Annotated in this window: 18 protein-coding genes and 1 pseudogene; 10 read left to right on the forward strand and 9 right to left on the reverse strand. The window is 71.1% G+C overall.

Going from position 1 to position 13610, the window contains the following annotated elements; translation table 11 throughout:
* The 6 genes and pseudogenes from GCN81_RS14230 to GCN81_RS14260 form a co-directional block, all read left to right on the forward strand.
* Window positions 1-653 (forward strand): annotated as a pseudogene (locus tag GCN81_RS14230) (hypothetical protein); the annotation flags it as partial.
* A 39-nt stretch (window positions 654-692) separates the two neighbouring features.
* Window positions 693-944 carry a type II toxin-antitoxin system Phd/YefM family antitoxin gene (locus tag GCN81_RS14235; protein ID WP_156724964.1) on the forward strand — a complete coding sequence of 84 codons (252 nt, stop codon included), beginning with the start codon at window positions 693-695 and terminating at the stop codon, window positions 942-944.
* Entirely contained in the window at window positions 941-1189 is a 249-nt protein-coding gene (locus tag GCN81_RS14240; RefSeq protein WP_156724965.1) for a type II toxin-antitoxin system RelE family toxin, read from the forward strand. Before GCN81_RS14235 ends, GCN81_RS14240 begins: the two co-directional genes overlap by 4 nt.
* Window positions 1190-1265: 76 nt before the next feature.
* Window positions 1266-1853, forward strand: a complete 588-nt coding sequence (locus tag GCN81_RS14245; RefSeq protein ID WP_156724966.1) for a Uma2 family endonuclease — start codon at window positions 1266-1268, stop codon at window positions 1851-1853.
* A gap of 252 nt (window positions 1854-2105) precedes the next feature.
* Window positions 2106-2285 carry a hypothetical protein gene (locus GCN81_RS14255; RefSeq protein ID WP_156724967.1) on the forward strand — a complete coding sequence of 60 codons (180 nt, stop codon included), beginning with the start codon at window positions 2106-2108 and terminating at the stop codon, window positions 2283-2285.
* A 117-nt stretch (window positions 2286-2402) separates the two neighbouring features.
* Window positions 2403-2975, forward strand: a complete 573-nt coding sequence (locus GCN81_RS14260; protein WP_156725049.1) for a type 1 glutamine amidotransferase domain-containing protein — start codon at window positions 2403-2405, stop codon at window positions 2973-2975.
* 2 nt (window positions 2976-2977) lie between these two features.
* On the opposite strand, the gene GCN81_RS14265 is transcribed toward GCN81_RS14260, so the two are convergent.
* The 3 genes from GCN81_RS14265 to GCN81_RS14275 are packed head-to-tail and all read right to left on the reverse strand — an operon-like array spanning window position 2978 to window position 5867.
* Entirely contained in the window at window positions 2978-3820 is an 843-nt protein-coding gene (locus GCN81_RS14265) for an ABC transporter ATP-binding protein (RefSeq protein WP_156724968.1), read from the reverse strand.
* On the reverse strand, window positions 3817-4872 hold the full coding sequence (locus tag GCN81_RS14270; protein ID WP_156725050.1) for a FecCD family ABC transporter permease: 1056 nt from the start codon (window positions 4870-4872) through the stop codon (window positions 3817-3819). The genes GCN81_RS14265 and GCN81_RS14270 overlap by 4 nt, the downstream gene beginning before the upstream one ends.
* A 38-nt stretch (window positions 4873-4910) precedes the next feature.
* Window positions 4911-5867: a FecCD family ABC transporter permease gene (locus tag GCN81_RS14275; protein ID WP_156725051.1), complete on the reverse strand. Its 957-nt coding sequence runs from the start codon at window positions 5865-5867 to the stop codon at window positions 4911-4913.
* Window positions 5868-6114: 247 nt separating this feature from the next.
* On the opposite strand from GCN81_RS14275, the gene GCN81_RS14280 reads away from it, so the two are divergent.
* Window positions 6115-6762 carry an HAD family hydrolase gene (locus tag GCN81_RS14280; RefSeq protein WP_156724969.1) on the forward strand — a complete coding sequence of 216 codons (648 nt, stop codon included), beginning with the start codon at window positions 6115-6117 and terminating at the stop codon, window positions 6760-6762.
* A gap of 63 nt (window positions 6763-6825) precedes the next feature.
* On the opposite strand, the gene GCN81_RS14285 is transcribed toward GCN81_RS14280, so the two are convergent.
* Entirely contained in the window at window positions 6826-7062 is a 237-nt protein-coding gene (locus GCN81_RS14285; protein WP_156724970.1) for a hypothetical protein, read from the reverse strand.
* Between the two features lie 182 nt (window positions 7063-7244).
* Between GCN81_RS14285 and GCN81_RS32870 the strand changes: the two genes are divergently transcribed.
* Window positions 7245-7628, forward strand: coding sequence for a cold-shock protein (locus tag GCN81_RS32870; protein WP_156724971.1), 384 nt, complete (start codon window positions 7245-7247; stop codon window positions 7626-7628).
* 30 nt (window positions 7629-7658) lie between these two features.
* Here the strand turns inward: GCN81_RS32870 and GCN81_RS14295 are convergent, their stop codons facing one another.
* The 4 genes from GCN81_RS14295 to GCN81_RS14310 are packed head-to-tail and all read right to left on the reverse strand — an operon-like array spanning window position 7659 to window position 11186.
* Entirely contained in the window at window positions 7659-8498 is an 840-nt protein-coding gene (locus GCN81_RS14295) for a 1,4-dihydroxy-6-naphthoate synthase (protein ID WP_156724972.1), read from the reverse strand.
* The gene (locus GCN81_RS14300) at window positions 8495-9256 is read right to left on the reverse strand and encodes a futalosine hydrolase (protein ID WP_156724973.1); all 762 of its coding nucleotides are present in this window, start codon (window positions 9254-9256) and stop codon (window positions 8495-8497) included. The genes GCN81_RS14295 and GCN81_RS14300 overlap by 4 nt, the downstream gene beginning before the upstream one ends.
* A gap of 40 nt (window positions 9257-9296) precedes the next feature.
* Window positions 9297-9806 carry a hypothetical protein gene (locus GCN81_RS14305; RefSeq protein ID WP_156724974.1) on the reverse strand — a complete coding sequence of 170 codons (510 nt, stop codon included), beginning with the start codon at window positions 9804-9806 and terminating at the stop codon, window positions 9297-9299.
* A gap of 30 nt (window positions 9807-9836) precedes the next feature.
* Window positions 9837-11186 (reverse strand): MFS transporter, encoded by a 1350-nt coding sequence (locus tag GCN81_RS14310; RefSeq protein ID WP_156725052.1) that lies wholly within the window; start codon window positions 11184-11186, stop codon window positions 9837-9839.
* A 460-nt stretch (window positions 11187-11646) separates the two neighbouring features.
* On the opposite strand from GCN81_RS14310, the gene GCN81_RS14315 reads away from it, so the two are divergent.
* Window positions 11647-12567: a DUF3027 domain-containing protein gene (locus tag GCN81_RS14315; RefSeq protein WP_156724975.1), complete on the forward strand. Its 921-nt coding sequence runs from the start codon at window positions 11647-11649 to the stop codon at window positions 12565-12567.
* Window positions 12568-12662: 95 nt separating this feature from the next.
* On the opposite strand, the gene GCN81_RS14320 is transcribed toward GCN81_RS14315, so the two are convergent.
* Entirely contained in the window at window positions 12663-12863 is a 201-nt protein-coding gene (locus GCN81_RS14320) for a DUF5988 family protein (protein ID WP_156724976.1), read from the reverse strand.
* Between the two features lie 166 nt (window positions 12864-13029).
* Between GCN81_RS14320 and GCN81_RS14325 the strand changes: the two genes are divergently transcribed.
* Entirely contained in the window at window positions 13030-13569 is a 540-nt protein-coding gene (locus GCN81_RS14325) for a hypothetical protein (RefSeq protein ID WP_156724977.1), read from the forward strand.
* The last annotated feature ends 41 nt before the right edge of the window (window positions 13570-13610 follow it).

Consider the following 13610-nt stretch of genomic DNA (forward strand, 5'->3'; position numbering starts at 1 on the left):
TCGGGCCGTCCCGTCCCGGTGCGGCGGACCAGGACTGGTGGCGGGTGGGACCGGCACCGGGAGGCGGCGGGGCGGACACCGTGCCGGGCTTCGTGGGCGGCGTGGAGATCCCGGAACTGTTCCGGGCGCCGCTCGACAAGGACGCCAAGGACGACGCCACAGCACCCCGCAAGAAGCCCGCCCCCTCCACAGAGCCAGCCCCAGCCCCGGCCCAGCAGCCAGACGCCACCACCGACACCACGACCGACCCCGCCACCACGACCACCCCGCCCGCCCGCCGCCGCTTCCCGCGCCTGCGCACCCCCGGCGGCCCGGGCCTGGGCAACCCACTCCTCCTCCTGGCTGCCGCGTCCCTCGTAGCCGGGGCGTTCCTCGGCAACTGGATCGCCCTGGGCATCGGCTGGGTCCTGGCCTACACCTCGCGCCGACTCACCCGAAGCGAGGCGAAGTTCGCCGCGCTCGGCGCGCCCGGGCTGGTCGCGGCGGCCGGGATGGTGTGGCTGTGGGGGCGGGTCGAGGGGCGCTGGGGCGCGGAGGTACCCAGGGACGGCATGGCCGACGCACTCGGCGACACCTGGCCCTGGGTCGTACGGGGAGCGGCCATCGCCTCAGCCCTGTTCCTGGTCTGGCGAGCCCGCCGCGCCCGCGCGTAGCTATTGACCACTAGATTAACGTTGTGCAACCTTGGAGGCATGACCGAGATCGCGATCAGTGCGGCCCGCTCTCAGCTCGGTGACCTCGTGCGCCGCGCGGCTCACGGCCGCGAGACCATCGCCCTCACTGACCATGGGCATGTGGCGGCCCTTCTCGTCTCGCCCCAGGTGATCGAGGACCTCGAAGACGCCCTCGCGCTTGCGGAGTACCAACGCCGCAAGGCCGAAGGCGCACTTGAAGAGGGCATCCCGCATGAGGAAGTCGGGCGGATGCTCGGGCTGCGCCCGTGACCTACCGGATCATCTGGGAGCCTGGCGCCACCAACGCGGCGGTGCGGTTCCTCAAGGACGACCCGACCGGCCTCGCCGCCGTCTACGAAGCCGTGGACTCGCTCGCCGAAGCGCCGCGCCCCGCGCAGTCCACCGCGTACGGCCCCGGCGCGCGACGCCTGCGTATCGGCAACTGCCGCGTGCTCTACCTCATCGAGGACGACGCCATCCGTATCTTGGTCACGCATCTCGGCCGCACGCCGTAAGCCGTATCCGCAAACGGCTGCGTATCGTTGAAGTACGCGGCTGCCCGACGACGGGGAGCTGGGGAGGAGCGCCACGATGACCATCGTAGAGACCGACAGGATCGAGATGGCCGACGACAACGCCCGGCGACTGGACGAGTTGTTCGAGCTGCTTGAGCGGATGACCCCCGAGGGATTCAAGGCAGAGGTCGTCGAGGGGGCCGTCCAGATGGTGCCGCAGCGGAATGTGCACTGGCAGATCATCCGCAAGATCCTGCGTGCACTGGAGAACAGGTTCGGCGAAGACGTGTTGGTGATGTCGGACGTACGCGTCGACTTCCCCGGCTACGAGAACGGCTTCTGCCCGGACGTGGCCAAGTTCCGTGACGGCGCGGAGCCGGACGCCGAGGGACGCTGGCGCCACGAGGACGTCGAGTTCGTCGCCGAGGTCATTTCCCGTGGCACGGGGGCGAACGACTACGGGCCGAAGAAGACCGCCTACGCGAAGGCCGGAGTCCCGGTCTACCTCATCGCCGACCCCTACCAGGGCCGGTGCCACTCCTACACAGACCCCAAAGACGGCGAATACCGCACCGAGTCCCGAGCCGACTTCGGCGAGCAGATTCCCCTCACCCACACCCTCCTCGACCTCACCCTCGACACCGCCAAGTTCCCCCGCGACTAGGGCCTGTCTGGCAATTCGCGTCGTCGCCCGGAGGGCGGCCTCGGTGCGGCGAGAGTGCGTGCATGGCGTCGCGAGACAGACGGGAATTGTCAGACAGGCCCTAGGACGTAGCGCGTCTCAGGCGGCCCGCGTGAGCCGGTTCGCGCGGGTGAACTGCCGTACGGCTTCCAGCCGTTCCTCGGGGAGCGGGCGCTGTTCGGTGAGGGCTGTGACGAGTTCCGGGGTGGCGCCCAGCTTGCGCAGGGGCGCGGTGTGCAGCCTGACGCAGAGGTGGCACTCGTCGCGCGTGGCGACGGTCAGGACGACGATCTGCACGCCCAGTGGGCCGAGGCCCTGGGAGCGGAACGCCTGCGCGCCCTGGAGTCCGACCTGCGCGCGGTCGTCCCGGCGGAGGCCTTCCGCCTCGACGCGGAGGGCTGGCTCGGAACCTGATCGCCGATGACCGTGCCATGAGTGCTGCTGGGGCCGCTAGGAGCGGCCACACGGGGTACTCGGAACGGTGGCCCGCCCCATCAGCTACGCGGCCAAGGAAGGAAGCTGATCGTCATGATGCGCATCGCGTTCCTGGCGGCGCCCAAGGGCGTCGAACAGGTGGAGCTGACCGAACCCTGGCAGGCGGTGACCGACGCGGGCGGCGAGCCCGTGCTGGTGTCCACGAAGGCGGGGGAGATCCAGGCGTTCCACCACCTGGACCGGGCCGACGTGTTCCCGGTGCAGGAGGTGGTCGGCGAGGTGTCCGCTGAGCACTTCGACGGTCTGGTGCTGCCCGGCGGGGTCGCCAATCCGGACTTTCTGCGCATGAACGACCAGGCCGTGGCGTTCGTGAAGGGGTTCTTCGAGCGGGGCCGACCGGTGGCGGCCATCTGTCACGCGGCGTGGACCCTCGTCGAGGCGGACGTGGTGCGAGGCCGCGTGCTGACCTCGTACCCGAGCCTGCGCACCGACATCCGCAACGCGGGTGGCGACTGGGTGGACGAGCAGGTCGTCGTCTGCGACCGGGGGCCCAACGCACTGATCACCAGCCGGAAGCCGGGTGACCTCAAGCCCTTCTGCGAGGCATTCCTGAAGGAGTTCACCGCGGCGGGACTACTGGCCGACCCCACGGCGGAGCCCCCCGACTGACCTCACGCCAGCCCGCCACCGTGAACCGCCCCGCGAGCGTCGGCGGGCTCTGTGGGGGTGGCGTGCCAAGGGGCGCCCGGGACGACCAGCGGGGACCCAGTGACAGGGTCGGGGACCACGACGCAGTCGAGACCGAAGACGTCGTGGACCAGGTCGGCCGTCACGATGTCGGCGGGTGGGCCGGAGGCTACGACGTGGCCGGACTTCATGGTGATGAGGTGGTCGGCGTAGCGGGCGGCCTGGTTGAGGTCGTGCAGGACGATGACGACGGTGCGGGCGCGTTCCTTGTTGAGCTGGCGCACCAGGTCCAGGACCTCGACCTGGTGGGAGATGTCCAGGTAGGTGGTCGGCTCGTCCAGGAGGAGGAGTTCGGTCTCCTGGGCGAGTGCCATGGCGATCCAGACGCGCTGGCGCTGGCCGCCGGAGAGCTCGTCGACTGAGCGGTCGGCGAGGTCGGACACGTCGGTACGGGCCATCGCCTCGGTGACCGCGCGCTCGTCCTCCGCTGACCACTGCTGCCACCAGTGCTGGTGCGGCTGCCGTCCGCGGGCGACCAGGTCCGCGACGGTGATCGCCTCGGGGGCCACGGGGGTCTGCGGGAGGAGGCCGATCTGTTGCGCGATGCGCTTGGTGGGGAGCTTGGTGAGGTCCGTGCCGTCGAGCAGGACCGCGCCGGTCTTGGGCTTCAGGAGGCGGCCGAGCGCGCGGAGGGTGGTGGACTTTCCGCAGGCGTTCGGGCCGACGATCACCGTCACCTTGCCGTCCGGGACGGCCAGATCGAGGTCGTGGACGACGGTGCGGTCCTCGTAGGCGAGGGTGAGGTTTTGGGCGCTGAGCCGTGTCACGACTTTCCTCCGGTACGGCTTCGGATGATCAACCAGATCAGGTACGGGGCGCCCACCGCCGCGGTCAGCACACCCACCGGCAGCTCGACCGGCGAGAGCAGACGGCGAGCCAGCAGATCGGCGAGTACGACGATGAGGGCGCCCATCAAGGCGCTGCAGAACAACGGGATCTGGGCGGTACGGGTCAGGCGCCGGGTCACCTGCGGGGCGAGCAGCGCCACGAACTCGACCGGGCCCGCCGTCCCCGTCGCCACCGAGGCGAGGATGACGCCGAGCGCGACCAGGCCAAGACGCACCCGGTTCAGCCGCACCCCCAGCGCGGTCGCCGTGTCGTCGTCCATGCTCACCGTGCGCTGCGCGCGGGCGGCCCAGGCGATCGCCGGGATCAGGGCGAGCAGCACCCAGCCGATGGGCGCCGCCTGGTCCCAGCCGAGGCCGTTCAGCGAGCCGGTCATCCAGATCATGGCCTGCTGGGCGACCAGGTAGTCGCCCTTGGTCAGGAAGAGCGTGGTGAGGGCGCGCAGCGCGAGCGCGAAGCCGATGCCGATGAGGACGAAGCGGGTGGCGTGCAGACCGCCGCGCCAGGCGAAGAGATAGACGAGCGTGGCCGCCAGGACGCCGCCGGACACCGCCACGTACGGCAGCGTGCCGTACGAGGCGAGGCCGAAGGTGACCGTGGCGACAGCCAGGACGCTGGCGCCCTGGCTGATGCCGATGATGTCGGGGCTGGCGAGCGGGTTACGGGCGACGGTCTGGATCAGCGCGCCCGCGACCCCGAACGCGGCGCCGACCAGCAGGCCCACGACCATCCGGGGAAGGCGAAGGGTGCCGACGACCAGTTCCTCGGACGACGGCTGGCCGAGGATCACCTTCAGGACCTCGGCCGGGGCGACGAAGCTCTCTCCCACGGAGAGGTACGCGACACACACCGCCGCGAGCAGTACGGAGAGGGCCGCCGCGACGACCGCCGCGCGCCGGTGGAGCAGGAAGGTGGCCCGGTGGACGCGGATCACCGCGTAACCGGCCGGGCGAACCGGGCGTGCCGGGGGCATGCCTTGCGTCCCCGTGGGGCGGGCGTTCAGGTCCGTCGTCACGCCGGTACCGCCTTCCGGCGCACCAGGGCCACCAGGAACGGGACGCCGATCAGGGCCGTCATCACGCCCGCGGGAATCTCGCCCGGCGGGAGGAGCACCCGGCCGATGACGTCGGAGACCAGCAGCATCACCGGGCCGAGCAGCGCCGCCATCGGCAGCACCCAGCGGTGCGCGCTGCCCACCATGGCGCGGGCGATATGCGGGACCGCGAGCCCGATGAAGGCCACCGGGCCCGCCGCCGCGACAGCGGTACCGGTGAGCACGGTCGCCCCGAGGCCGCCCACGATCCGTACCCGCGCGACGTTCTGCCCCAGGCCCTTGGCCATGTCCTCACCCAGGGCGAGCGCGTCCAGGCCGCGCGCCACCGAGGCCACCAGCGTCATGCCGAGGATCAGGAACGGCGAGAGCTCGTAGAACATCTCCAGCTCACGCCCGGCGAGCGAGCCCACCTGCCAGAACCGGAACTCCTCCAGAGCGGCGGCCCGCGTGGTCAGGACGGCCATGATCACCGAGAGCAGCAGCGCGTTGATCGCGGCACCGGCCAGCGCCAGCTTCACCGGCGTGGCGCCGCCCCGCCCCCGCGAGGCGATGGCGTACACCGCGACCGAGGCGATCGCCGCGCCCGCGAAGGCGAACCAGACATAGCCCGCGAGCGCGGTGATCCCCGTAAAGGCCATCGCCAGCACGACGGCGACCGACGCGCCCTGGCTGATGCCGAGAATCCCGGGGTCGGCGATGGGATTGCGGGTGATGCCCTGCAACACGGTGCCGGTGAGCGCGAGGGCCACGCCGACCATCAGGCCGATCAGGGTTCTGGGCACCCGCAGTTCGCGCACCACCGCGGCGTCGTCGCTGGTCCCGCCGTGCAGCACCGCGTCGAAGACGACCGACGGCGCGATCGGGCGGGCCCCGACCGCGAGCGAGAGCAGTACGGCCACGGCGAGCGCCAGCATCCCGCCGACCACCCAGCTGATACGTCGGATCACCAGCGACCGTCGCGCGGACACGGACTCCGCGCCGGACGAAGCGTCCGCACCGCACGAAGCGTCCGCACCGGACTTCGCGGACGCGGACGCTGAGGACTCAGAAGTCGAGGGCGACTTGGGTGGTATGACAGCCATCTGACCCTTTTCGATATGAGCTTAGGCTGGGCTAAGTGTACGGGCCGGGGGTCGGCTTCGAGTCGGCACAATAGGCGCCATGGCATCCCCCGATCACACCGGTCCGTCCGCCCACCCTTTCACCGTCGGCTTCGACCTGGACATGACCCTCATCGACTCCAGGCCCGGCATCAGGGCGGCCTACCAGGCGCTCTCCGCCGAGACCGGAGTGTGGATCGACGCCGACCTCGCCGTCACCCGGCTCGGGCCGCCACTGGAGCAGGAACTGGCGTACTGGTTCCCCGAGCATCGAATTCAGGCCATGGTCGACCGGTACCGCGAGCTGTACCCGACGCACGCGATCGAGCCAACTCTGCTGATGCCCGGCGCCCGCGAGGCCGTCACCGCCGTCCAGGAACAGGGCGGCCGCGCCATCGTCGTCACCGCCAAGCACGAGCCCAGCGCCAAGCTGCACCTCACCCACCTCGGCATCGAGCCCGACGCGGTGATCGGCTGGCTCTGGGCCGAGGCGAAGGCGGAGGCGCTGCGCGAGTACGGGGCCGCGGTCTACGTCGGCGACCACGTCGGCGACGTACGGGGCGCGCGCACCGCAGGGGCGCTGTCGGTCGCCGTACCGACCGGGCCCTGTGACACCGGTGAACTGCGCGCCGCGGGCGCGGATGTGCTGCTCAGCGACCTGACGCGGTTCCCGGGATGGCTGGCGGGGCACCTCGCGGCGCGCGCCTGACCGCACGGGCCCGACACGCCCGACGGGCCCCGAAGCGCCCCGCGGCGTCCGGTCAGTCGCCCGCTATGTCGCCTCGCGGGCCGCGCGGCGCTGCGCCGCGATCGACTGCAGCACCCCCGCTCCCGCGATGGCGAACCCGACGCCCATCAGCATGCTCACGGCATACGAGACGGTCGGGAACGGCTCCGTACCCAGGAACAGCGGGGCCACGGTGACCAGAGTGGCCACCGCCCCCACGAAGAAGACGATCGCGCCGATGCGGACCAGCCGGTCACCCGCGGCTTTAGGTGTGTCGCTCACCCGACCAGGGTAGTTCCCTGCGGGCAGGAACCAGACGGGGACGTCTTGTCACCGGCTCATGGACCAATAGTCTTGGTGGTGGCGGGTCAGTCGGCCCGCTGTAGTGCTATCCAGAGCCGTTTGAGCCCGGAAGTCCCGGGGGACCCGGCATCGGACCGACGAGTACGAGGACGAGGACAGACGTGCCTACCGGCAAGGTCAAGTGGTTCAACAGTGAGAAGGGCTTCGGCTTCCTCTCCCGCGACGACGGCGGTGACGTCTTCGTTCACTCGTCGGTGCTGCCCACGGGAGTGGACGCGCTCAAGCCCGGCCAGCGCGTCGAGTTTGGCGTCGTCGCGGGCCAACGCGGTGACCAGGCGCTGTCTGTGACGATCCTCGACCCCACGCCGTCCGTGGCGGCCGCCCAGCGCCGCAAGCCGGACGAACTCGCCTCGATTGTCCAGGACCTGACGACGCTCCTGGAGGGCGTCGCACAGCAACTGGAGCGCGGCCGCTACCCCGACAAGGCGCACGGCGCCCAGATCGCCGGAATGCTGCGGGCGGTGGCGGACCAGCTGGACGTCTAGAGAAACTGGACGTCTAGAGAAAACGGACGTCTAGAGAAGCCTGAGCGCGTCACGGCCGAGGGGCGGTACGAGCCCCTCGGCCGCCGCGCGCGTCAGCAGTCCCCGTACCGCCGCGTAGCCGGTCTCGCCGAGGTCGGCGGTGAACTCGTTCACATAGAGCCCGATGTGCTGGTTGGCGACGGCCGGGTCCATCTCCTGGGCATGCCGCAGCACATACGCGCGGGACGCCTCGGGGTCGTCCCAGGCCATCCGTACGGACGTGCGCGCGGCGTCGGCCAGGGACTTCAGCGTCGCCTCGCCCAGCGACCGCTTGGCGATGATCGCGCCGAGCGGGATCGGCAGCCCGGTCGTCCGCTCCCAGTGCGCGCCCATGTCCGCCAGGCAGTGCAGCCCGTACTCCTGGTAAGTGAACCGCGCCTCGTGGATGACCAGTCCGGCGTCCACCCGGCCGTCCCGTACGGCGGGCATGATCTCGTGGAACGGCATCACGACGACGTTCCCGACGCCCGCCTCCAGCGTGTCCGCGGCCCACAGCCGGAACAGCAGATACGCGGTCGACCGCTCGCTCGGCACGGCGACGGTCCTGCCCGCCAGATCCATGCCGGGTTCGCGCGTGAGGACGAGCGGGCCACAGCCGCGGCCCAGCGCGCCGCCGCAGGGGAGCAGGGCGTACTCGTCCAGGACGTACGGCAGAACGGCGTAGGAGACCTTCAGCACGTCCAGCTCGCCGCGTTCGGCCATGCCGTTGGTGACGTCGATGTCGGCGAAGGTCACGTCCAGCTCCGGCGCGCCGGGCACCAGACCGTGCGCCCAGGCGTGGAAGACGAAGGTGTCGTTGGGGCAGGGCGAGTAGGCGATGCGCAGCGTCATGGCGTCTCCCTCGGCCGTTCGCGGTTCTCCACAGGGTCCAGTACGGGGTCCAGTACGGGGTTGAGTACGGGGACGAGCCTGGCGGTCGCCGCGGTGAGCGCGGTGAGCGCGTCCCCGATCCGCCAGGCCGCGCGGTCGCGCGGGCCCACCGGGTTGGAGACCGCCCGCAGCTCCAGTACCGGACAACCCCGCGCGGCGGCCGCCTCGGCGACTCCGAAGCCCTCCATCGCCTCGGCGACGGCACCCGGGTGCCGGGCCCTGAGCAGCGCGGCCCGCTCGGCGGAGCCGGTCACGGTGGAGACGGTGAGTACGGTGCCCACGCGGGCGCCGGTGGCCGCCGCGGCGGCCCGTACGAGCGCGGGGGGCGGCCGGTGCTCGACCGTCCCGAAACCGAGCTCGGTGACCGGGACGAACCCGTCGGCGGTCTCGGCACCCAGATCGGCCGCGATGATCGCGTCGGCGACGACCAGGGTCCCGACCGGCGCGTCGGGCTGGAAGCCCCCGCCGATTCCGGCCGAGACCACCAGGTCGTACGGCTCGCCCGCGAGCGCGGCGGCGGTCAGGGCGCCCGCCGTACCGGCCGCGGCCGCCGCTGGTCCGACACCCGCAACCAGCAGCTCGACCTCGACCCCGACTCCGACCTCGACCCCGGCCTCGACCCCGACTCCGACCTCGACCGGACCGGGCCCGCGCTCCGGCAGGCCCGCGGCGACGGCGTCCGCCTCAGCGGACACCGCGGTCACCACTAGTACGCGCATCGGCCGCGCTCCCGGGATGTCACCGGCATGTACCGGGACGTCAGGCGTCTTCGTTGACGAGCTTGTAGTTCCAGACGCCCTTGATCTTGCCCGGCTCGCCTTCCTTGGCGGCCGACGTCTCCACGACGCTGATGTAGAGCTTGTCCGGCGCCGTCTCGCCCTGCGGGGCCGCGAACACGTCGATGTTCTGGAAGCTGCGGTAGGTCTTCTTGAACGGGTCGCCCTGGAAGACCTCCTGACCGTTGACCCACAGGGTCCAGCCGGTCTTGGAGACACTCGGGTCCACACCGATGCGCATCGTCTCGCCGGTGGTCACCTTGATGGACTTGTTGGACTTCTTCAGGGCGCACTCCTTGGCCTTCACCCGGTCGAGGCCCTTGTCGCCGTCGTCGTAACAGGTGGCCTCAGAGCTCACCGTGTTGTCCCCGAACGTCACCGTCGTCATGGGCGTCGGCTTGTCACCACAGGCCGACAGCACGAGGAGTCCGGCGGACACGGCACCGAGGGCAGCGGCGGTGCGGCGGCCCTTGGCCGCGAGCAGGAAGGTCATGACCCGAAGGCTATCGGGAGGCGACGGCCGTCATGCCACGCGGGGGTGCGACGCGCCCCGTCTGGCGGCGGCGAGCAGTCCGCGTACGGTCGTCAGCCAGCCGAGGGCCACGATGCCCGCGCCCACCGCCAGCCCCACACCGCCGTGCAGCGGCAGCGCGATCCCGATGGCGCCACCGACCACCCAGGACATCTGCAGGATCGTCTCGGAGCGAGCGAACGCGGACGTACGGACGAGCTCGGGCACGTCCCGCTGGATCACCGCGTCCAGCGACAGCTTGGCCAACGCCTGGGCGAAGCCAGCGGACGCCCCGAGCAGGCCGACCACCACCGCGCCGTACAGGGACGCCGCGGCGATCGCCATGGCCAGCACGAACCCCACCACCACGACGATGATCAGCTCCGGCGCACGGGCCCTGAGCGCCGCGCCGACCGCCGTACCGATCGCGTTCCCGACCCCCGCCGCGACGCCGACGATGGCCAGGGACACCGCGGCGCTCTGGTCCCCCAGCGGATCCTCACGGAGCAGGAACGCGAGGAAGAAGATCAGGAAGCCGGACAGACAGCGCAGGGTCGCGTTGGCGACCAGTCCATGGGTCACCGACGGGCCGACCGTCCGCAGCCCGATCTTGCGGGGCTCCTTCGGGGTACCCGGCAGATGCACATGGACGTGCTCCGCGTCCGCGGCGAGCAGCGCCCGGCGCTCACCCTTCGCCGAGTCCACCTTGTGCGGCAGCGTGAACGACAGGAACGCCCCGGTGACGAAGAGCACGAAGGCGCCGTACAGCGGCCACTCCGGGCCGATCCGATGCAGCCCGACAGCCGCCGGCGCCGCGATACCGGTGGCCAGCAGCCCGCCGAGCGTCACCCGGGAGTTCGCCTTGACCAGCGAGAAGCGCGGCGGCAGCAGCCGCGGGACGACGGCGCTGCGGACGACGCCGTACGCCTTCGATGACACCAGCACCGCGAGCGCGGCCGGGTACAGCTCGATACTGCCGGTCGCGACCGCACCCGACAGAGTGAGCGCGAGCAGCGCCCTGGCCAGCATCGAACCCGCCATCGCCGCGCGACGGCCGTGCGGAATACGGTCCAGGAGCGGACCGATCACCGGGGCCAGCAGAGTGAACGGGGCCATGGTGATCGCCAGATAGAGGGCGACCCGGCCGCGCGCCTCGTCCGTCGGTACGGAGAAGAACACCGTGGACGCCAGGGCGACGGTGACCATGACGTCGCCCGCGCCGTTCACGCCGTGCAGCTCGATCAGCTTGCCCAGGCCCGACTCGCCCGCGCCGTGCGCGTGGGTAGCCCGTCTGATGCCCTTCGCGGTCCCGGTGAACGGCAGGTGCAGAGCGCGCCCCACGGCGCGGGCTGCTTTGCGCAGCGCGCCCGGGTTCTGCGACGACTTTGCCGTGGTCACCCCGTCATAGTGCCCCAACACCAGCCACACCGGGGCCGTCCTGACGCCTGGTTGTCATCTGTTCACCGATCTTCACCGGGTGGCGTACGGGTCTTTACCGAGGGTGGCGTACGGGTCGCCCGCGCCGTCTTGGCGCCGTCCTGGCGCCGTCCTGGCGACTTCCTGGCGACGTCTTCACCGACGCACCTACCCGGTTCCCCTGACCTTGATGTGGGCCTCGGCGCGTGGAAGAGGTAGCGTGCGTAGCGCGCCCGCGGCGGTTGTTCTTGGCCGCGCGCCTCTTCGCGATCCCGCAGAATGGATGGCGTAGGCGCGCCCGAGAGTGACCGGGCGCGGACGTCGACGCGGCCCACCGGTCCGCTCCGTCCGTGCCCCGTAGCAGGTGAAGGCGCACTCGTGACGGCGTAGGAGAGAAGCGATACCTGTGAGCGCAGCGACAACGCGAAGCCGCACCCCCGACCGCCTGTGCGCCGAGGCGGTCGAGCTGGCAAGGGCCGCGGCCGAAGAGGCCGCCGCGCCCGGAGTCGTCGGCGAACACGTCGACGCCGTCTGGGAGGGCGACCGGGTCGTCACCCACCTCTTCGAGTGCCAGGACATGGGCTACCGGGGCTGGCGCTGGGCGGTGACCGTGGCCCGCGCGTCCCGGGCCAAGGTCGTCACCCTTGACGAAACGGTGCTGCTGCCGGGCGCCGACGCGCTGCTCGCGCCCGAGTGGGTGCCGTGGAGCGAGCGGCTGCGGCCGGGTGACATGGGGCCCGGCGATCTGCTGCCCACGGACGCGGAGGATCTGCGGCTTGAGCCCGGGTTCACCGGCGAGGATGTTCCGCCGCCGAACTCCGCGGTCTCCGATGAGATGGCCGAGCTGGTCGAGGCGGAGGACGCGGAGCTGACCGGCGGACCACCCGCCGAGCTGCCGATCGCCCCGGTCCGGGGCTCCATCTCGGCGGTCGCCGAGGAGCTGGGCATGCGCCGGGCGCGCGTCCTCTCCCGGTACGGGCTGCACATCGCCGCCGACCGCTGGGACGAGCAGTTCGGCGCCAAGACCCCGATGGCCCAGGCCGCGCCCGCGAGCTGCGTCTCGTGCGGGTTCCTGGTGCCGATGGCCGGGTCGCTCAGGCAGGCCTTCGGCGTCTGCGGCAACGAGTTCAGTCCGGCGGACGGGCGGGTCGTGTCGCTGGCGTACGGCTGTGGGGGGCACTCCGAGGCGGCGGTCATGCCGAAGCCGCCGCGTCCGGCGCCGCATGTCTTCGACTCGATGCAGGTCGACCTGATGCCGCTCCGGCCGCCGACGGACGCTGGGTCGGTGGACGCGGCGGGCGCCGCGGAGGACCTGGGTCACTCTTAGTGACCCAAGGCGGCCTGCCCGTGACGGCCTGCCCATGACGGCCTGCTGATCACTGCGGGGTGCTGCGGGGTGCTGCGGGTGTTGCGGGGTGGGGGTTATTCGGCGATTTCTGTGCGCTCCCACCATTCGAAGACGACCAGGCGTCCCTTTGCCGTGTCCGTGTGGCGTGGGGTGGCCTTGAAGTGCTCGTAGCCGCCGCGGTGCAGGATCTTCAGCTCGTTTCCCGGCGGGGTGATCGGGACGATGCGCTCGGGGAGATCGTCCGGTCCGCCTTCGAGGAATGCCTTGACTGTCATAAGACCAGTCTTGTCGGGTGTCCCCGCACCCGCATGTCGGGTGGTTCAGCCGAACGACGCACTCCGTGTGCGGAGGGAGCGGGTGGCGGAGAGGCTGCTGCCGTGGGCCAGGGGAGGGCCCCGTCAGCCTCGGCGCCCCGCGCCCTCAAGCAAGGAGTCACCTCGGATGACCGTACGACCCCTCATAGCTGGCCTCGCACTCGCGGCCCTCACCTCGATGACCCTCACCGCCGCCCCCGCCCACGCGGGTGATGGTGACCCGAAGGACGCTGGCAAGGTCTCCGTCGAGCTCGCTCGGGCCATCGCCGGGACCGCCAAGTACCACTATGAGCCGCTCGCCCTGAAGGACGGCTTCGTTCCCGACGCGGTGTGTGTCGAGTCTCCCGAAGGCGGCATGGGCTTCCACTACATCAACGAGGCCAACATCGGTTCGCTCGATCCGGCCAAGCCCGCGGCACTGCTGTACGAGGAGAAGAACGGCAAGCGGAAGCTGGTGGCCGTGGAGTACCTGGTCTACGACGCCGACCAGGACCTCGGCACGGACGACGACCGCCCGACGCTGTTCAACCAGCCCTTCGACGGACCGATGCCCGGCCACTTCCCGGGCATGCCTGTCCACTACGACCTGCATGTCTGGCTGTACAAGTCCAACCCGAACGGCAAGTTCGCCGAGTGGAACCCGCGCGTGAGCTGCCCCGAGGAGTGAGAGCACCGCGTATGCCACACGGCGGCGAAGCCAGTCCACTG

The sequence above is a fragment of the Streptomyces apocyni genome (assembly GCF_009739465.1).
Classification (GTDB): domain Bacteria; phylum Actinomycetota; class Actinomycetes; order Streptomycetales; family Streptomycetaceae; genus Streptomyces; species Streptomyces apocyni.